Annotated in this window: 22 protein-coding genes; 8 read left to right on the top strand and 14 right to left on the bottom strand. The window is 48.7% G+C overall.

Going from position 1 to position 16,558, the window contains the following annotated elements; translation table 11 throughout:
- Complete coding sequence (locus ACH0WD_RS19925) at positions 1-681, top strand: MAE_28990/MAE_18760 family HEPN-like nuclease (protein ID WP_000373633.1); 681 nt, start codon at positions 1-3, stop codon at positions 679-681.
- A gap of 29 nt (positions 682-710) precedes the next feature.
- On the opposite strand, the gene ACH0WD_RS19920 is transcribed toward ACH0WD_RS19925, so the two are convergent.
- From ACH0WD_RS19920 to ACH0WD_RS19880, 9 genes are all read right to left on the bottom strand, one after another.
- Positions 711-1,733 carry a DNA cytosine methyltransferase gene (locus tag ACH0WD_RS19920; protein ID WP_001697730.1) on the bottom strand — a complete coding sequence of 341 codons (1,023 nt, stop codon included), beginning with the start codon at positions 1,731-1,733 and terminating at the stop codon, positions 711-713.
- 86 nt (positions 1,734-1,819) lie between these two features.
- Positions 1,820-4,117 carry a replication endonuclease gene (locus ACH0WD_RS19915; RefSeq protein WP_254534444.1) on the bottom strand — a complete coding sequence of 766 codons (2,298 nt, stop codon included), beginning with the start codon at positions 4,115-4,117 and terminating at the stop codon, positions 1,820-1,822.
- The gene (locus ACH0WD_RS19910; RefSeq protein ID WP_023136037.1) at positions 4,107-4,382 is read right to left on the bottom strand and encodes a DUF5405 family protein; all 276 of its coding nucleotides are present in this window, start codon (positions 4,380-4,382) and stop codon (positions 4,107-4,109) included. Before ACH0WD_RS19910 ends, ACH0WD_RS19915 begins: the two co-directional genes overlap by 11 nt.
- The gene (locus tag ACH0WD_RS19905; protein ID WP_001113163.1) at positions 4,379-4,603 is read right to left on the bottom strand and encodes a TraR/DksA family transcriptional regulator; all 225 of its coding nucleotides are present in this window, start codon (positions 4,601-4,603) and stop codon (positions 4,379-4,381) included. The genes ACH0WD_RS19910 and ACH0WD_RS19905 overlap by 4 nt, the downstream gene beginning before the upstream one ends.
- Complete coding sequence (locus tag ACH0WD_RS19900; protein WP_023136036.1) at positions 4,603-4,905, bottom strand: DUF5405 family protein; 303 nt, start codon at positions 4,903-4,905, stop codon at positions 4,603-4,605. Before ACH0WD_RS19900 ends, ACH0WD_RS19905 begins: the two co-directional genes overlap by 1 nt.
- Complete coding sequence (locus ACH0WD_RS19895; RefSeq protein WP_395202165.1) at positions 4,905-5,129, bottom strand: DUF2732 family protein; 225 nt, start codon at positions 5,127-5,129, stop codon at positions 4,905-4,907. The genes ACH0WD_RS19900 and ACH0WD_RS19895 overlap by 1 nt, the downstream gene beginning before the upstream one ends.
- A 63-nt stretch (positions 5,130-5,192) precedes the next feature.
- Positions 5,193-5,693 (bottom strand): hypothetical protein, encoded by a 501-nt coding sequence (locus tag ACH0WD_RS19890; protein ID WP_000217670.1) that lies wholly within the window; start codon positions 5,691-5,693, stop codon positions 5,193-5,195.
- Complete coding sequence (locus ACH0WD_RS19885; protein ID WP_001005162.1) at positions 5,690-5,860, bottom strand: hypothetical protein; 171 nt, start codon at positions 5,858-5,860, stop codon at positions 5,690-5,692. The genes ACH0WD_RS19890 and ACH0WD_RS19885 overlap by 4 nt, the downstream gene beginning before the upstream one ends.
- Positions 5,861-5,862: 2 nt before the next feature.
- Positions 5,863-6,135: a Cox family DNA-binding protein gene (locus ACH0WD_RS19880; protein ID WP_001308179.1), complete on the bottom strand. Its 273-nt coding sequence runs from the start codon at positions 6,133-6,135 to the stop codon at positions 5,863-5,865.
- Between the two features lie 136 nt (positions 6,136-6,271).
- Between ACH0WD_RS19880 and ACH0WD_RS19875 the strand changes: the two genes are divergently transcribed.
- Both ACH0WD_RS19875 and ACH0WD_RS19870 read left to right on the top strand, forming a co-directional pair.
- A complete protein-coding gene (locus tag ACH0WD_RS19875) occupies positions 6,272-6,565 on the top strand; it encodes a DNA-binding transcriptional regulator (protein WP_000777029.1) in 294 nt (97 codons plus the stop codon).
- Between the two features lie 69 nt (positions 6,566-6,634).
- A complete protein-coding gene (locus tag ACH0WD_RS19870; RefSeq protein WP_000985246.1) occupies positions 6,635-7,615 on the top strand; it encodes a tyrosine-type recombinase/integrase in 981 nt (326 codons plus the stop codon).
- Between the two features lie 184 nt (positions 7,616-7,799).
- On the opposite strand, the gene cpxP is transcribed toward ACH0WD_RS19870, so the two are convergent.
- On the bottom strand, positions 7,800-8,300 hold the full coding sequence (cpxP, locus tag ACH0WD_RS19865; RefSeq protein ID WP_001233463.1) for a cell-envelope stress modulator CpxP: 501 nt from the start codon (positions 8,298-8,300) through the stop codon (positions 7,800-7,802).
- 150 nt (positions 8,301-8,450) lie between these two features.
- On the opposite strand from cpxP, the gene cpxR reads away from it, so the two are divergent.
- Both cpxR and cpxA read left to right on the top strand, forming a co-directional pair.
- Positions 8,451-9,149, top strand: a complete 699-nt coding sequence (cpxR, locus tag ACH0WD_RS19860) for an envelope stress response regulator transcription factor CpxR (RefSeq protein ID WP_001033731.1) — start codon at positions 8,451-8,453, stop codon at positions 9,147-9,149.
- Positions 9,146-10,519 carry an envelope stress sensor histidine kinase CpxA gene (gene cpxA, locus ACH0WD_RS19855; protein WP_000580402.1) on the top strand — a complete coding sequence of 458 codons (1,374 nt, stop codon included), beginning with the start codon at positions 9,146-9,148 and terminating at the stop codon, positions 10,517-10,519. The genes cpxR and cpxA overlap by 4 nt, the downstream gene beginning before the upstream one ends.
- Positions 10,520-10,569: 50 nt before the next feature.
- Here the strand turns inward: cpxA and ACH0WD_RS19850 are convergent, their stop codons facing one another.
- The 3 genes from ACH0WD_RS19850 to sodA all read right to left on the bottom strand — a co-directional run bounded on the left by ACH0WD_RS19850 (position 10,570) and on the right by sodA (position 12,356).
- On the bottom strand, positions 10,570-10,965 hold the full coding sequence (locus ACH0WD_RS19850) for a nuclear transport factor 2 family protein (protein WP_000133441.1): 396 nt from the start codon (positions 10,963-10,965) through the stop codon (positions 10,570-10,572).
- A gap of 11 nt (positions 10,966-10,976) precedes the next feature.
- Positions 10,977-11,666: a 6-hydroxyaminopurine reductase gene (gene yiiM, locus ACH0WD_RS19845; protein WP_000559225.1), complete on the bottom strand. Its 690-nt coding sequence runs from the start codon at positions 11,664-11,666 to the stop codon at positions 10,977-10,979.
- A gap of 69 nt (positions 11,667-11,735) precedes the next feature.
- The gene (gene sodA / locus ACH0WD_RS19840; RefSeq protein ID WP_000122632.1) at positions 11,736-12,356 is read right to left on the bottom strand and encodes a superoxide dismutase [Mn]; all 621 of its coding nucleotides are present in this window, start codon (positions 12,354-12,356) and stop codon (positions 11,736-11,738) included.
- A 328-nt stretch (positions 12,357-12,684) separates the two neighbouring features.
- Here sodA and ACH0WD_RS19835 point away from each other — a divergent pair, with 328 nt between their 5' ends.
- The 3 genes from ACH0WD_RS19835 to ACH0WD_RS19825 are packed head-to-tail and all read left to right on the top strand — an operon-like array spanning position 12,685 to position 15,502.
- Positions 12,685-13,668 carry a TRAP transporter substrate-binding protein gene (locus tag ACH0WD_RS19835; protein ID WP_000812818.1) on the top strand — a complete coding sequence of 328 codons (984 nt, stop codon included), beginning with the start codon at positions 12,685-12,687 and terminating at the stop codon, positions 13,666-13,668.
- An 18-nt stretch (positions 13,669-13,686) separates the two neighbouring features.
- Positions 13,687-14,202 (top strand): TRAP transporter small permease, encoded by a 516-nt coding sequence (locus ACH0WD_RS19830; RefSeq protein ID WP_001091413.1) that lies wholly within the window; start codon positions 13,687-13,689, stop codon positions 14,200-14,202.
- Positions 14,195-15,502: a TRAP transporter large permease gene (locus tag ACH0WD_RS19825; protein ID WP_000566804.1), complete on the top strand. Its 1,308-nt coding sequence runs from the start codon at positions 14,195-14,197 to the stop codon at positions 15,500-15,502. The genes ACH0WD_RS19830 and ACH0WD_RS19825 overlap by 8 nt, the downstream gene beginning before the upstream one ends.
- A 157-nt stretch (positions 15,503-15,659) precedes the next feature.
- Here the strand turns inward: ACH0WD_RS19825 and ACH0WD_RS19820 are convergent, their stop codons facing one another.
- A complete protein-coding gene (locus ACH0WD_RS19820; RefSeq protein ID WP_000378721.1) occupies positions 15,660-16,343 on the bottom strand; it encodes an oligogalacturonate-specific porin KdgM family protein in 684 nt (227 codons plus the stop codon).
- Positions 16,344-16,558: the final 215 nt, after the last annotated feature.

Genomic DNA, 16,558 nt, shown 5'->3' with positions numbered 1-16,558 from the left:
ATGGATCGTTTTCGTGAGGATTTTGACGAAAGGTCAGGAGAGATCTTGGCCTATTTAGATCTTTTGAAATTTATTGAGTATGCCGGTGCAGAACTGATATCATCTGATGATAAAGAACATAAGTTCTCCATTACTGCTCAATCACGAAAAACTCTAAAGGGGGCAGTATATATTCTATTATATAACCTCATTGAATCAACAATGAGAGAAGCTATCTGCCTTATTCATGAGACTATTTATGATAGAAACGTAGAATTTGACAAACTCAGGAAAAATATCAGGTCAGAAATATTAAAAAGATTAAAAAATGAATCTGTAAATATTGAAAGTTTAGTTAACCGTCTTACTAAAGGTATATCTTGCGGTATATCTTATGGCACTTTCAACAAAAAGAAAATATTCTCAGGAAATATTGATAGAGAGGAAATCAAAGAAAAATCGAAAATATATGGTTTTTCAACATATTCTGATTACACTCACACTAAACATGGTGAAAAATTAGCCACTGTCAAACAACATCGTAATGATTTATCTCATGGCAATGTATCATTTGCTGAGATTGGAAAAAATGTTTCATATCAGGACTTAGAGAATATTTCATTAGAAGTAATCGCCTATCTTGATGCAATCGCGAATAATATAGAGCACTATATAAATAATAATGAATATTTAGAACAATAGTAATAAGGCCTGCAAAGCAGGCCATTTTATCATTCTAAATGGTTCTTGATTGATTGCCCAATTGCTTTTCCTAGTTCCACAGGAACAGCATTACCTATCATTTTCCCAATACTTCTTATAACAAACTTGTCTTTGTCTTCTACAAAGATATAATCCATCGGAAAAGTTTGCAATAAAGCAGCCTCTCTAAGAGAAATCGCTCTATGCTGTTCTGGATGTCCAAAACGTCCATTTCCGAAACCATAACAAAGAGTTGTAATTGTTGGACTCGGCTTATCCCAAGACATGCGCCCATATACACTAGCATATCCTTTACCGCTAGATTTCATATGACAAGCAGCAATCAGCTCCTTCGGCCAGTCCTTCCATGTACCACCAGGAACAGAGTGTATAATTCTTTTTTTATTAATCGGATTTAATTTACTGGCTCTATGTAATATATCATTTGGATCTGTTTGGCCATCTTCTAACGGAGGAAGATTTCCTATTGCATCTCTAACTGTTTTCAAAATAACATCGTCACGTTTTACTAACTCAATCGCCCCCAATTTTGAAGCCAACAATACATGACGGGAACGGTTTTGTGGGATTCCATATTCGACACAATCAACCTTCGACGCCCAAACATAATAGCCCAACTTTAACAATGAATTATAAAAATCATTATAAACTTTATGTTTAGTTACATCAGGAACGTTCTCCATTGTTACGATTTCTGGAGATACTTCGCGAATTAAACGTTCGAACTCATAAAGAAGAGGCCATTTTTTATCATCAGCCTTATCTTTTCCTTGAGTATATTTTGAAAAAGGTTGGCAAGGTGCGCATCCTGCCAATACTTTTACAGACGCATCACCATAAAGCCTCAGCAGTTCCTCTTTTGTTACTTTAGCGATATCTTGCTCAATAAACTTAGATTTATTGTTTCTTTCATAGGGAAACCGACATTCCCCCTCAAGGTCTATGCCTGCAACGACATCAAGCCCCGCAAGCTGTAAACCATGAGTTAATCCGCCAGCACCACAAAAAAGGTCTATCACCTTTACAGTCATCATTCACTCCAAATCTATACGATGCTCAGTATACATCCCTTTCTACAAAATCTCGAGGCCTAACTTATAAACTCCTATTGATTGAGTTAACGCTTCACTGAGTTTGACTCTAATACTGTTGAGAATCCCGGCCACTCATCAGCGACCTGATAAGTAAAATGTTTCCCGTCATAATTTACGGTCGCCCCACGCGCCAGCGCCTCAAGCTCCCATCGCTGCGGCCTGATACCGTTCTGAGCGAGGTCAACGCGGATACGGGTAATTTGCATTCGTTCCGACCGGGTCAGTCTGGCCGATGGTGCCATTTCATACTGTTTTAACGGGCTTCCGTTTCTCTGCTGACGATTTGGTGTTCTCAGCCCGTGTTTTAATGCGCCCCTGAGCGCCCTCACGACCTCCGGGTCATTCCATTCGATAACACCGTCATCAACCAGATTAAGCACTGCTGCGGCGTGCTCAGAAGGCGTGTGAGCCGGTAACGAAGTATCACCGCTGGTGAGCTTTCCACAGTTATTGACAGGACTCCGAGGCGCGGCGATGCCGCTTTTTAAAGTCAAAGGCTCAACGACCGGAACTTTCGGCACAATGCGCCAGTCCGTCGTTCTGGTGATATGAATATGACGCGCGCCGAGATGCGGCGCGTAAATGCCGACCACTCTCTCGACTTCTTCCTCGTACTCGTTAACGTCATCCGACGGGCTACGGGCAACCCTGACAGTCTGACAATCGCGCGGGACATTTGCCCCACCCTGCGCGCTGATATACAACGCAAAATCACCACTGTCTGCGGCAGCGCGAGCAGCCTCGACGCGTTCGTCAAACTCATCAGCAATACTGACGCCGCGAGGCAATTTGCGTAGTTCACGGTAAGCCCCCATTGTCGGCAGGCCAATCGTTTTAAATTGCGGAATTCGCCACGTTGACGCCCATGCGGTAACAGCCGCAGCAGTATCTTTCAGCGGCCTGCCGGTATCATTATCGAGCTGACCATCCAGTGCATAGCCATCGATGTTTTTTGAGATGTATTTTGCGATATACCCCGCAGCACCGCCCCGGTTAAGATGTTTTGCCTGAAAACGGTTTCGCGCGGCTCCTCTTTCGTCGCCATCCTCTTTGAGCGCATAGCGACGCATGATTTCAATAATCTGGTTACGCTGGCGTGGATTACAAAAAAGCATCATATGCCAGTGCGGCGTTCCGTCGTGGTGTGGTTCAACAACACGCAAACCGTAGGCCTGTAAATCATTATCCTTGAATGCCGTGCGCATCAGGCTCCAGATACGGCAGAGATAACGCTGCGCATCCTTTGGATTAAATGCCTCATCGTTCCAGCCGTGATTTAGCTGGACGGTTTTACTTTCGCCTTTTCTGACCTGACGTGTCGGGTGATACTTTGACGGCGCGGTCAGCGTGATAAACATCCCCACATCACCCTCTGCGGCGGCGTAACGCTCAATACCGGCGATGGTGTTCATCAGCTCCATCCGGCGAATTTCTGGATTAGAAATACTGCCCATCACCTTACTGATAAGGTCGATGCGCTCGCCGGTTTCCTTGTTTTCAAGGTCACACGATTTAAGAAATTCCAGATTTGCCTGGCGGCGCGCACGCACATCACGAATGGCATGTTTACTGGCATAAGGAGAACGGTCTTTATTGACCTCCCCGACAGCAATCAGTAACGCCTCATGCCAGCGCATACGCTGGCCTTTAAGCTGATGAGTCCACCACTCATCGTTAAACAGGCGGGCAATGGCAGAATATGCCTGCCTCGTGGTCATCTGCCCTTTACGGTATTTTTTCCAGTAAAGCGGGGAAATATTGAAAGCACGTGCAGCGCCAGCAACATGACCATACAGATGTGCCTGCGCCTCATCCGTAAACAGCGATTCTTTTTCGCCATGCGCATCCACCCAGGCATCGCAGAGTTCCTCATACATCATGAAAAGCTGCGATGAGATACGGGCAGCAAACTTTTTCAGCTCCTTGTCATTCATTCCCGGCAGGCGCGCATAGTGGTCACGCTCTGCCAGAAACAGCAACGACGCGTCGGTGTTCATTTCATGGCGCTGATTCACGCGCTTAATGCGCGGCCATAAACGACGCTGAAAAGTGGATGTGAGGAAATAAAACCCGTGCACCGGGCTTTTATTGCGCCGGATGTAGTCATAGCGTGAAGTAAACAGCGAGCGCAAAAAGTAAGGCAGGCGGTTAATCGTGGATAAAACACCTTGCACCTGACGCATCTCGTCACGTGTAAGAGGTCTTTCGCGCCCGACAGCCTCGCGTGGCGCGTTCCATGCATAAGCACCGGTAAACGCCTTACCGGTGCCTGCGGCAAATGCTGACGGAGGGACAAAACGCCCGGAGGCTTTAACGGCCATATGAGCCAAATGCCCCAGAACAACGCTTGCTGAGTTGCTCAACCTGCGCGTTTAAATCAGCAAAAGACTTTGCGCTTCCGGTCAGAATATCGTGATGCATCAGGCCGGAAACGAGCTGGCTTAATTTCGGGTAATAACCAACCACCGCCAGCCATTCCTGACCGGCGTTTTTACCGCTTTCCGCTCTCTTTTTCTCGTGGAGAATAAACTGAAAGCTGTCACTGGTAACGACATAACGTTCGCCAATTTCGATACGAATACTCATGCCATTCTCCGGTAATGCTTGTTTTTTGCTTCAAAGACTGACTGGCAGGAAACACAACGCGTGGCTGACGGATAAGCTGCACGACGGGCAGCAGGTATTGGCGCGTCACACTCTTCGCAAACCAGCGCAGAAACACCGCAATGTTTTACCCTTGCCGCGTTAATCTGGCGCTCCAGTAATTCAGCCTGTTGTTCCTGAATAAAATCTATGTTGTCCGGCATTACCAGCTCCTTTTGTCGTTCAGCTTCTTAAATTCATCAGCGCAATAGCTGGCGATTTCTGTCGTTAATTTTGTCAGTTCATCCACGGATGAAATTTGCTTATGAAATACAGCGCGTTTAACAAGTAAATTGACCACATCAGACAGGAGGTTTAATTCATTCTGATAAATCGCGATAACAGATTCAGTTATGTCGCGTTTTTCTTTATCAAGACCAAGTTGAATAAGAGACAAATCGCCATTTTCCATAACGGCGATTTTTAAGGCGTTATTCAGTAATACAATTGAACGAGAACAGGACATCAAAGCACCTCCCCGCGAGACAATCCGATATTGTGAAATTTTTCCGACTCCTGACTGAGCAGCTCGACTATCTCCACGCGGGATAACTCCGCCTTTGTGATGTGGAGAATCATGGCGTCAAGATGAGAAGAAAAGCGCGTCGCAGCGTCGGCCTGTGCTTCGGTTCTGGCCTGTTGCAGCAGTAATGCGTATTTACCGCACTGATTTTCAGAAACTGTATGCATGACTTTCTCCAGGCAAAAAGAAGCCCCGCACGATTAAGTGCGTTAAAAACTCTGGTTAATTATTTAATGCAAATATTGCTCTGGTTTTACCGACGTCAGAATTGTCGGTGCATACTCAAACAGACTGAATAGTTCACGTAATGCACGGAATAAAGCATCACGCCAGTAACATGACTCTTCATTAATTCGCCAGTATGGCTGATTGAATTCTTTTTCAGTCAATCCGGCATGCATAAATAAAGTACGACGCTGACTGACTGTTAAAAAACTAATATATGCATACTCACTTGCGCCAACCTGACGGCGTTTTGAGAATGCCCCACGCAATTCATCAATTGCACAAACCAGCCGTTCACGTTCGACGTCGTTCATTTCTTCAAAACGCATCGTTGCGTGACGTTGTTTTAACTGCGCATGAAAGCAAACTGTTAGCCGTTCGCGCTCCATCATCTGATTATAATAATCACATGTATCCTGCCAACGAGGGACGGCAAGATGCTTACCAATTATCCGGCGCATAGCTGCTGGCTGTTTTTCGACGAGATTGAGCGTCATCACTGTCATTTCCAGACCCTCCGGCTTTTCAGAAAGGTCAGAGCCTTCTTTAACGGACTCTGTTTTTTGGTGCGGATAATGATTCCCTTACGCCCCTTACCGTGGGTGATGGTGAAGTCAATCGCCCTGGGGCTTTCGTTACGCAATAACTGAGCAATACAACGCGGCTCATTCATAATCACAACCCCATCCACAAAAGCCATGCATCACGCTGTTCAACCGGTCGGTTATAAAACGCCTCACGTACAGCGCGATTAAACTCAGGAATGAAAACCCATTTTTCACCGGCACGAGCCTTCGGTTTGCAAGGATCACGCAATTCAATAATTGGTAATTTATTTGCCTTCACCATTTCACTGACGGCTGTCTTTGGCTTCCCTAATAAATCAGCAAATTTATCCACATGAACCGCATCAAGCGGATACTGAATCACATAATTTTCAGCGTCCATATATGGTACCCTCATAGGATCCAGCTCTTTCTAAACCACTCAAAACCGTTTAGACGCTGGTTTATTCTCAAATCAATGGAACCTATATAGGTTCCAGTTTTGAGGGAATTTAGTCCCTATATAGGCACCATGTCAAATGAAATTAAGCGAAAAGATTAAGGCCTTGCGTGAGGCTGAAGGGCTAAGCCAATCAAAATTCTGTGAAATCATAGAGTTACCGCTAAGCACACTTAAAAAATATGAAGGAGGAAACTTTGAACCCGGTGGCACAGCTTTGCTAAAAATCACTATGCATCCCACATTCCAAAAATATGCTCTATGGCTTATGACAGATAAAACCGCGCCGGACGCAGGACAAATCGCACCGGCTCTCGCGCACATTGGGCCAGAGTCAACAGAGTCCAACCACTCCGCGAAAAGGATTGGCTAACTCTATATAAAGATTACATTTTCACCATTTGCTACCAAGATGGTGAATACAGCGCCGGAGGGCTTTCTTATGGCAATTAAGAAGCTCGATGATGGTCGCTATGAAGTGGACATTAGACCTCGCGGTCGCGACGGAAAACGCATCCGCAGGAAATTCGAAAGAAAAGCTGAAGCACTAGCATTTGAGCGATACACAATCGCCAATGCCAGTCAGAAAGAATGGGGAGGCCAGCGAGCAGACCGCCGGACTTTGAGTGAGTTGCTGGACATCTGGTGGAAATATCACGGGCAAAACCACGAGCATGGAACAAAAGAGTTTAATCATCTACTCAAAACCATCAGCGGCATAGGTGATATACCAGTGAGCAGGATGAGTAAAAGGGCTTTGATGGATTATCGTTCCATGCGACTACGTGATGGTATCAGTGCCGCAACGATAAACCGTGACATGTACAGATTATCCGGCATGTTCACAAAATTAATTCAATTGGATGAATTTTCCGGGCAACACCCAATTCACGGACTGCCGCCACTGGCGGAGGCCAACCCTGAAATGACGTTCCTGGAAAAAGCAGAAATCGAAAAACTGTTAAATGTTTTGGCTGGTGATGACTTACTTGTCGCGCTTTTATGTCTGAGCACTGGAGGAAGATGGACGGAAGTTGCCACGCTAAAACCAGCACAGATTACAAATTGCAGGGTTACCTTCCTGAAAACCAAAAACGGTAAAAAGCGAACCGTGCCGATTTCTGAGGAACTGGAGAAAAAAGTTAAAGAGGAGGCCAGCGCCAAATTATTCAAAGTTGATTATGAGAAATTTTGCGGGATTTTACGCAGAGTGAAACCTGATATACCACCCAATCAGGCAACCCACATCCTGCGGCATACATTCGCAAGCCATTTCATGATGAATGGGGGCAATATAATCGCACTGCAACAGATTCTGGGACATGCGAGCATTCAGCAGACGATGGCCTATGCGCACCTTGCGCCTGACTATCTGCAAAATGCCGTCGCTCTGAATCCACTAAAAGGCGGAGTGACGTTATAAATTTCCCCCTCTGAGTGTCCACATAGTGTCCACACTCAAGAAATTTTGAAACCGCTCCAAACCCTTACAGCTTTCGATAAGTAACTGTTTTTACTTTTGATTGCATGTAAGTATTTGATAAAAAAACCCCCACATCATGTGGGGGAAGACAGGGATGGTGTCTATGGCAAGGAAAACAGGGTTGTTACTGGGAACGTGAGTTGCTACTACTCAATAATTTCAACGATGAACTTTTTTGCCATTGCGCCACGTCGCGCAGTTGTTCCATTCGTTGCTGATGCTTTTCATTCAAAACCGCTTGCTGCTCCGGCGTTAACAGGCGATACATCTGGTTACGCACGCGGGCCATTTCGACCTGGCGGGCAACCTGCTCTTGCGCCATTTTTTCTGCCTGAGCGCGCACAGCGCTTTCATCAAATTTTTCTGCGGTGACAAGCCGATGCATTGTCTCCATTTCGCTAACATTAACAGGAGGCTGTTCGTGCCTTGCCTGTTGCATAAGATCTCGCATCTGCTGACGCTGATGTTCGGTTAAACTTATGCCGTCAAACATATGATTTTGCGCGCTACGCTGCGTGGCCCCGTCACCGGGGTGCCAGTTATCGCTTGTAACAACTTCAGCTGCGTGGCTTAAAAAACTGAATGCCAGCGTTGAGGCCATAACAGCAGCGGTAACTTTGCGCATCGCTTGCTCCCAAAATCTTTTCTGTCGCGATTCAACGAGAGACAGTTTACGATTCGGGCTGCAAACATGCGTCAGGGGGTGTAAAACAACGTAAAGTCATGGATTAGCGACGCCTGATGACGTAATTTCTGCCTCGGAGGTACGTAAACAATGAATAAAATCCTGTTAGTTGATGATGACCGAGAGCTGACTTCCCTGTTAAAAGAGCTCCTCGAAATGGAAGGTTTTAATGTCCTGGTGGCCCACGACGGCGAGCAGGCGCTTGAGCTTTTGGATGACAGCATCGATTTACTTTTGCTTGACGTCATGATGCCGAAGAAAAACGGTATCGATACGTTGAAAGCGCTTCGCCAGACACACCAGACGCCTGTCATTATGCTGACCGCGCGCGGCAGCGAGCTGGATCGCGTTCTCGGCCTTGAGCTGGGCGCGGACGACTATTTGCCCAAACCGTTTAACGACCGCGAGCTGGTAGCGCGCATCAGGGCTATTTTGCGCCGTTCCCACTGGAGCGAACAGCAGCAGAGCAGCGACAACGGCTCGCCGACGCTGGAAGTCGATGCGCTAAGCCTTAATCCGGGCCGCCAGGAAGCCAGTTTCGATGGCCAAACGCTGGAGCTGACCGGTACGGAGTTCACCCTGCTCTATTTGCTGGCGCAACACCTCGGCCAGGTGGTTTCCCGTGAACATTTAAGTCAGGAAGTGCTGGGCAAGCGCCTGACGCCGTTCGATCGCGCCATTGATATGCATATTTCTAACCTGCGCCGCAAACTGCCGGAACGCAAAGACGGTCATCCGTGGTTTAAAACATTGCGTGGTCGCGGCTATCTGATGGTTTCCGCTTCATGATAGGAAGTTTAACCGCGCGCATCTTCGCCATCTTCTGGTTGACGCTGGCGCTGGTGCTAATGCTGGTACTGATGTTGCCCAAGCTCGATTCACGCCAGATGACCGAGCTGCTGGACAGCGAACAGCGCCAGGGATTGATGATAGAGCAACATGTAGAAGCTGAACTTGCGAACGATCCGCCCAACGACCTGATGTGGTGGCGTCGCCTGTTCCGCGCGATCGATAAGTGGGCGCCGCCTGGACAGCGGTTATTACTGGTGACCTCTGAAGGACGCGTGATCGGTGCTGAACGCAGCGAAATGCAGATCATTCGTAACTTCATTGGTCAGGCGGATAACGCCGATCATCCGCAGAAGAAAAAATATGGCCGCGTAGAGATGGTGGGGCCGTTCTCCGTTCGCGACGGAGAGGATAATTACCAGCTTTACCTGATTCGACCGGCCAGCAGTTCGCAATCCGATTTTATTAATCTGCTGTTTGACCGCCCGCTCCTGTTGCTCATTGTCACAATGCTGGTCAGTTCGCCGCTCTTGCTATGGCTGGCATGGAGTCTGGCGAAACCGGCGCGTAAGTTGAAAAACGCGGCTGATGAAGTGGCGCAAGGCAACCTGCGTCAGCATCCGGAGCTGGAGGCGGGTCCGCAGGAGTTCCTCGCCGCTGGCGCCAGTTTTAACCAGATGGTGACGGCGCTGGAACGGATGATGACCTCGCAGCAGCGTTTGCTGTCAGACATCTCCCATGAGCTGCGAACGCCCCTTACGCGCCTGCAACTGGGTACCGCGCTGCTGCGTCGTCGTGGCGGCGAAAGCAAAGAGCTGGAGCGTATTGAAACCGAAGCGCAGCGTCTGGACAGCATGATCAATGACCTGCTGGTGATGTCGCGTAACCAACAGAAAAACGCGCTGGTCAGCGAAACGATGAAAGCCAATCAGCTATGGGGCGAAGTGCTGGATAACGCCGCCTTTGAAGCCGAACAGATGGGCAAGTCGTTAACGGTAAATTATCCGCCGGGGCCGTGGCCGCTCTATGGCAACCCAAACGCGCTGGAAAGCGCGCTGGAAAATATTGTTCGTAATGCGCTGCGCTATTCACATACGAAGATTGAAGTCGGCTTCTCGGTGGATAAAGACGGTATTACGATCACGGTCGATGACGACGGACCGGGCGTCAGCCCTGAAGACCGCGAGCAGATCTTCCGTCCGTTCTATCGCACTGATGAGGCGCGCGACCGCGAGTCTGGCGGCACCGGGCTGGGGCTGGCGATTGTCGAAAGCGCCATGCAGCAGCACCGCGGCTGGGTGAAGGCTGACGATAGCCCGCTCGGCGGGTTGCGGCTTACGCTGTGGCTACCGCTGTACAAGCGAACCTAAAAACCATCGGCCTGCGAATGCAGGCCGATTTTTTATCTCGCCGTCGAGATTTACCGGGAAATGTCCGGCGCCAGAATCCACTCGGCGCTGTCATTCCACACGTCCATCCGGGTAATTTTGCCATCGCGCACTTCGAAGCGGTCGATAAAGCGGTTATCGGCAAACGGGCGACCGTCGGGCCATTCGCCATACAACGTACCGTTGGAATAAATCACAACGTAATCATCATGCTGCACCGCATCAAACTCGCCCAGCGCCTTCTTCACCCACTTGTAGCGAGCGCCGTTAAACTGCGCGATATCTGCCGCGCCCGCCATTGCCCGGCCTCCGGTGAAGGTAATTTTCACCTCCGGGTGCATATACGTTGCGGCGCGTTCAGCATCGGGAATCATCGAGGCCACCAAAAATTCTTTTACGATCGCCACCGCATTTTCAGCTTCAGTCATAATCCTTCCTTTCATTTTGGCGGAGTTTTATCCCCCCACAGTCGTCTGGCGCTATCTTCAATTTTGCCGCTCAAACGACGCTTTTGCATGGTGCGGCTCCAGCTCGCCGACAGCCCGGCGGCGCTCAACAGCCGGTGATATTGTTCGTCATCAAACGGCATAGACCAGGCGATAACACCCGCTTCATGAACCGAGACATCGCTCAGACGCGACGCCAGTTCCAGCGGCGCATCGCTGGAGACCTTACCTGGCGCAATGACCCGATACAGCCAGCCGGTTTTTCCGCTGTTCTGCATAAGGAGGGCCATGTCGCTGATGGCAAAGTGGAAATTAAGTTTAAAGCATGGAGAGCGCGGCTGAGTGACCTGGATCAACGCCTCGCCCCAGCGGTAGATGTCGCCAATAAACACGTTGTGTTCGGTCATTCCGTCCGTCGACAGATTCTCGCCAAACGCCGGGGCGCAAAACAGCGTCGCCTGCTCGGGGAACTGGCGAATCCAATCAGCATAGTGTTCGCGGGGGTAATGGCATAGCGCGCGGTCGGGGCCGCCGTGGATTTTCTTTTCGGCCTGCTGATCGCCTGCCAGACCCAGCTCGGTCAGCATGAGTTCGCCGTCGATTTGCACCTTGGCGATAGCGCTCGGGCGGCTGCCGTCATAGTCACGAATTTTGCCAATAAACACGTCAACCGGATAATGCATCTGCTGCTCCTTACGCGGATACAAAAAAAGCGAGTCATCAGACTCGCTTCTACAGACGTGCAATGCAAATTATTTTTTAGCGGCGAAACGCGCTGCTGCTTCGTCCCAGTTCACCACGTTCCAGAACTCTTTGATGTAGTCCGGGCGGCGGTTCTGGAATTTCAGATAGTAAGCGTGTTCCCACACGTCCAGACCCAGGATCGGGAAGCCGGAAGCGCCGGAAATGGCTTCACCCATCAGCGGGGAATCCTGGTTTGCGGTAGAAACCACAGCCAGTTTGTCGCCTTTCAGCACCAGCCACGCCCAGCCGGAGCCGAAACGGGTTGCTGCTGCTTTTTCGAATTCAGCTTTGAAGTTGTCAACGGAACCGAAGTCACGCTCGATAGCCGCTTTCAGATCGCCCTGCAGAGTGGTGCCTTTTTTCAGCCCTTTCCAGAACAGGCTGTGGTTAGCGTGGCCGCCGGCGTTGTTACGCAGCACGGTTTTTTTGTCCGCTGGCACCTGGTCCAGTTTAGTAATCAGTTCTTCAACCGGCAGGTCAGCAAACTCAGGCAGGTTTTCCAGCGCCGCGTTAGCGTTGTTGACATAGGTTTGATGGTGTTTGGTGTGGTGAATCTCCATCGTCTGCTTATCGAAGTGCGGTTCCAGTGCATCATAAGCGTACGGCAGGGATGGCAGTGTATAACTCATAATCATCTCCATTATTGTCGAGCGGCACAGTGTTAACGCCGCGTAAGCAGTTGGTTCATTATAGTTAATTAAATGATATTGAAAATGATTATCAATGCCGTACTTTTTCCAGGGTTATAAACGTTACGGCATCCGCTGAAAAAAACCGTTTTTTACGCCTCCAACCGAAACCGTCTGTTGATGAATTCCTGGAAATCATGAAATGTGAAACAGGGTTTCAAAATCTTTCTTTTGGTGCCAATTTTTGTCAGCGGTGGCAAAATCAAGAAGGTTATAATTTCACCATGCAATTACATTCCCGATAAATTATTACAATTGCGAGGGAATTATGAAGCAACCTGGTTTTATACGTCTGGCTACGCTGGCCTTACTCTCCACACTCTCTTTCTTCTCCCACGGCGAAACCATTTTGCGCCTGGCCTACGCTGAAAATAGCCAGCCGGTAAAAGATGCGTTGCACTTCCTGGGACAGCAAGTTGAAGAGAAAACGGGCGGCGATATCAAAGTACAGTACTTCCCGGACGGACAGCTTGGCGGCGAGCGCGAACTGGTGGAGTTGACGCAGGTCGGCGTCGTCGACATCACTAAAGTGTCGTCCGGGCTGATGGAGAGTTTTTCGCCTGAGTACGGCGTGTTCTCACTTCCCTACCTGTTTGCCACCGTCGATGAATACTACCGCGTAATGGATAACCCACAGGTGATGGAGCCTGTTTATCAGTCCACCGCCGCACAGGGTTTTGTCGGCGTAGGCTGGTATGATTCCGGCGCGCGTAATTTTTATATGAGCAAAGCGCCGGTTAAACGCATTGAGGATTTACGCGGGAAGAAGATCCGCGTCATGCAGAGTGAGACGGCGATCCAAACTCTCAAACTGCTGGGCGCTTCGCCCATCGCCATGAGCCAGGCGGAGGTCTATACCTCGTTACAACAAGGCATTCTCGACGGCGCGGAAAACAATGAGTTCGCTCTCACCATCGCCCGCCACGGCGAAGTCGCCCGTTATTACACCTACGATATGCACACCCGCATTCCCGATATCCTGCTAATGAGTACCCTCACGCTGGAAAAGCTGACGTCGGAACAGCAGCGCATCGTCGAAGCCGCCATCAAGGCGTCGATCGAATTTGAGAAAGCCGCATGGGACAAGGAAATAGAGAAAACCAGGCTGGCGGCGGTAAAAGATTTCAACGTTGAATTCTACGAGATCGACAAAAAACCCTTCCAGAAGGCAGTACAGCCTATTTACGACGGTCTGAAAAACAAACCGCGGCTTTACGGGCTGTATCAACGTATCCAGACAGCAAAAAATTAATCTAATCAGGAAATTAAGATGAACACATTCAGAAAAGGACTTGATTTATTGCTGGGCGCTATCTGTTGCCTGGTGCTGGCGATAATGGTTGGCATCGCCTGCTGGCAGGTGGTGAGCCGCTACATTCTGGGCGTTCCCAGCACCCTTACCGAAGAGATGCTGCGATTTCTCCTGGTGTGGGTATCAATGCTGGGCATGGCTTTTGTCGCCGGTCAGAAACAGCATATCAGCCTGACTCTCTTACTGGATAAGGTGTCGCCGACGATTCGCGGCTGGTGGGATATTATTCTGCAGGTCATTTTTATCGCGTTTTCCATTTGGGTATTGATTATCGGCGGCTTAAAGATTTCTGCGATTTCTATGCTGCAAATCTCCCCTGCGCTGGGCATTCCGATGGGAAAAATTTATTACGCGCTCCCCTGCGCGGGCGTACTGATCATCCTCTATGGGCTGCTGAATATCGTTGACGCCCTGAAAGCTATCCATTCCGCCACGGATACCACTGAGCACACTCTGGAGAAATCACATGATTGACCCTATTTTTGCGTCCTGTACGCTAATTGCCGTCTTTGTTGTTTTACTGGCCATGGGCGCGCCTATCGGGATCTGCATCGTTATCGCCTCTTTCAGCACCATGATGCTGGTACTGCCTTTCGATATTTCGATGTTCGCCACCGCGCAAAAAATGTTCTCCAGCCTGGACAGTTTTGCCTTGCTGGCCGTGCCGTTCTTCGTTTTGTCCGGGGTGATCATGAATAGCGGGGGAATTGCCGCCCGGCTGGTCAATTTTGCCAAACTGTTTACTGGCAAACTGCCCGGCTCGCTCTCTTACACCAACATCGTCGGCAATATGATGTTTGGTGCAATTTCCGGATCGGCAATTGCCGCCTCAACCTCCATCGGCGGCGTGATGGTGCCGATGAGCGCGCGCGAAGGTTACGATCGCGGCTTTGCGGCCGCGGTGAATATCGCCTCCGCGCCGACGGGAATGTTAATTCCGCCCACCACGGCTTTTATCCTTTATGCGCTGGCAAGCGGGGGAACATCGATTGCCGCTCTGTTCGCCGGCGGTCTGGTCGCGGGAGTGCTGTGGGGCGTTGGCTGTATGCTGGTCACGCTGGTGGTCGCTAAGCGTCGAAATTATCGGGTTTTCTTCACCGTCCAAAAAGGCATGGCGCTAAAAGTTGCCGTTGAGGCCATTCCCAGCCTGCTGCTGATCGTGATTATCGTCGGCGGCATTGTGCAGGGGGTTTTCACCGCCATTGAAGCCTCCGCGATTGCCGTGGTGTATACGTTATTGCTGACGATGGTGTTTTACCGCACGCTGAAAATTAAGGATTTGCCTTCGATTTTGCTCCAGACAGTGGTAATGACCGGGGTCATCATGTTCCTGCTGGCAACCTCTTCGGCGATGTCCTTCTCGATGTCGATCACCAATATTCCTGCGGCGCTGAGCGATATGATCCTCGGTATTTCCGCCAATAAACTGGTTATCCTGTTAGTCATTACCGTCTTTTTGTTGATTATCGGCGCATTTATGGATATCGGTCCGGCCATTCTGATTTTTACCCCGATTCTGCTGCCGATCATGGCTAAACTGGGCGTCGATCCGGTGCATTTCGGCATTATCATGATCTATAACCTGGCGATTGGCACCATTACGCCGCCAGTTGGCAGTGGTTTATATGTCGGGGCGAGCGTCGGTAAGGTCAAAGTTGAGGAAGTGATTAAACCGTTGCTGCCTTTTTACGGCGCGATTATCGGCGTTCTGTTATTAATTACCTACATTCCGGAAATCACACTGTTCTTACCCCGTCTACTGGGCATCATGTAAGCGCATAATTTCCTGCACATCTCGTTGCCGGATGGCGATTCGCGTCTTATCCGGCCAACGCACGATAATAATTATCCGCAGGTCATCACCAGGTAAAAAAAACCGGCTACCTATAAAGTAGCCGGAAAAGGGAATAAATAATAAACAGGGATAATGATTAGAATGTGTAGCCTATACCCACGCGGAAACGGGTTTGTCTTTCATCGCTGTTGCTATTGACGGAAACATTACCTACCTCAACGAATGGCGACCATTGATCAATAATATAGGCAGTTCTGAAGTTATATTCATAGTTATCTTTGCCGCCATCGTAAAGATCATATTTATCAGCTTTCTTATAAATTCCTTCGATTGTCCAGTCAAAGTTGTTCCATTTATAACCCGCCCAGACATCCATACGATTGATGGTATCATCATCACGGATATCAGAAGAACGGCGTACATATTCAAAACGATAGCGCGCACCAACCCACCAGCTTTCATTTAATGTCCACGTCGCGCGGAAGTAAGGCTTATAGGTAGAGTAACCGTTGCCTGTTTCTAGCACGAAACCCGGTTGCCAGGCGACATCACCGGTTTTAAATTGGTAGCTTATCGTATATTCGTTGCCCTGTGTTTCCAGGTCATTAAACGCTTTATTGGTGTCATCCCCGCCTGATTTTGAGATAGCTTCTATCGCAAAACCAACACCATTCGCAAACCGATGAGAAATATACGCACGGTCATAGTTAGCTTTACTGTCATCAAGATATTCATGACGAACATCGACATATACTGCATGCGCATTTGTTACAACAAGAGGTAATAGTAAGAAAAGAGATTTTCTCATAACAGAATCCATTTAATTTAAAATTAAAACGTTGTTTCATGTCAGACCATTACAACCATAATACGCAATGTGAATGGCGACAATATAGACAAAGACCTTTAATTTAAAATTGGGATAATGTTCAAAAAGCAAAATAAAATAAATGAAATTCATATTCGTCATATAAAATAAAAATCAAAGCACCATCAACAACGCCAATATAGGGATTTCCTTATATTTATATTTCA

This window comes from Salmonella sp. 2020_1395 (assembly GCF_043848115.1).
GTDB classification, from domain to species: domain Bacteria; phylum Pseudomonadota; class Gammaproteobacteria; order Enterobacterales; family Enterobacteriaceae; genus Salmonella; species Salmonella enterica.
This window is presented reverse-complemented; position numbering and strand designations above follow the sequence as displayed.

Coding starts and splice junctions, on each gene's coding strand:
- ACH0WD_RS19915 (WP_254534444.1), bottom strand. CDS start 4,117: ATGGCCGTTAAAGCCTCCGGGCGTTTTGTCCCTCCGTCAGCATTTGCC.
- cpxP (WP_001233463.1), bottom strand. CDS start 8,300: ATGCGCAAAGTTACCGCTGCTGTTATGGCCTCAACGCTGGCATTCAGT.
- ACH0WD_RS19870 (WP_000985246.1), top strand. CDS start 6,635: ATGGCAATTAAGAAGCTCGATGATGGTCGCTATGAAGTGGACATTAGA.
- yiiM (WP_000559225.1), bottom strand. CDS start 11,666: ATGCATTATCCGGTTGACGTGTTTATTGGCAAAATTCGTGACTATGAC.
- ACH0WD_RS19925 (WP_000373633.1), top strand. CDS start 1: ATGGATCGTTTTCGTGAGGATTTTGACGAAAGGTCAGGAGAGATCTTG.
- ACH0WD_RS19830 (WP_001091413.1), top strand. CDS start 13,687: ATGAACACATTCAGAAAAGGACTTGATTTATTGCTGGGCGCTATCTGT.
- ACH0WD_RS19920 (WP_001697730.1), bottom strand. CDS start 1,733: ATGACTGTAAAGGTGATAGACCTTTTTTGTGGTGCTGGCGGATTAACT.
- ACH0WD_RS19875 (WP_000777029.1), top strand. CDS start 6,272: ATGAAATTAAGCGAAAAGATTAAGGCCTTGCGTGAGGCTGAAGGGCTA.
- ACH0WD_RS19905 (WP_001113163.1), bottom strand. CDS start 4,603: ATGCCGGACAACATAGATTTTATTCAGGAACAACAGGCTGAATTACTG.
- ACH0WD_RS19880 (WP_001308179.1), bottom strand. CDS start 6,135: ATGGACGCTGAAAATTATGTGATTCAGTATCCGCTTGATGCGGTTCAT.
- cpxA (WP_000580402.1), top strand. CDS start 9,146: ATGATAGGAAGTTTAACCGCGCGCATCTTCGCCATCTTCTGGTTGACG.
- ACH0WD_RS19890 (WP_000217670.1), bottom strand. CDS start 5,693: ATGACAGTGATGACGCTCAATCTCGTCGAAAAACAGCCAGCAGCTATG.
- sodA (WP_000122632.1), bottom strand. CDS start 12,356: ATGAGTTATACACTGCCATCCCTGCCGTACGCTTATGATGCACTGGAA.
- ACH0WD_RS19820 (WP_000378721.1), bottom strand. CDS start 16,343: ATGGATTCTGTTATGAGAAAATCTCTTTTCTTACTATTACCTCTTGTT.
- cpxR (WP_001033731.1), top strand. CDS start 8,451: ATGAATAAAATCCTGTTAGTTGATGATGACCGAGAGCTGACTTCCCTG.
- ACH0WD_RS19900 (WP_023136036.1), bottom strand. CDS start 4,905: ATGTCCTGTTCTCGTTCAATTGTATTACTGAATAACGCCTTAAAAATC.
- ACH0WD_RS19910 (WP_023136037.1), bottom strand. CDS start 4,382: ATGAGTATTCGTATCGAAATTGGCGAACGTTATGTCGTTACCAGTGAC.
- ACH0WD_RS19850 (WP_000133441.1), bottom strand. CDS start 10,965: ATGACTGAAGCTGAAAATGCGGTGGCGATCGTAAAAGAATTTTTGGTG.
- ACH0WD_RS19835 (WP_000812818.1), top strand. CDS start 12,685: ATGAAGCAACCTGGTTTTATACGTCTGGCTACGCTGGCCTTACTCTCC.
- ACH0WD_RS19895 (WP_395202165.1), bottom strand. CDS start 5,129: ATGCATACAGTTTCTGAAAATCAGTGCGGTAAATACGCATTACTGCTG.
- ACH0WD_RS19885 (WP_001005162.1), bottom strand. CDS start 5,860: ATGAATGAGCCGCGTTGTATTGCTCAGTTATTGCGTAACGAAAGCCCC.
- ACH0WD_RS19825 (WP_000566804.1), top strand. CDS start 14,195: ATGATTGACCCTATTTTTGCGTCCTGTACGCTAATTGCCGTCTTTGTT.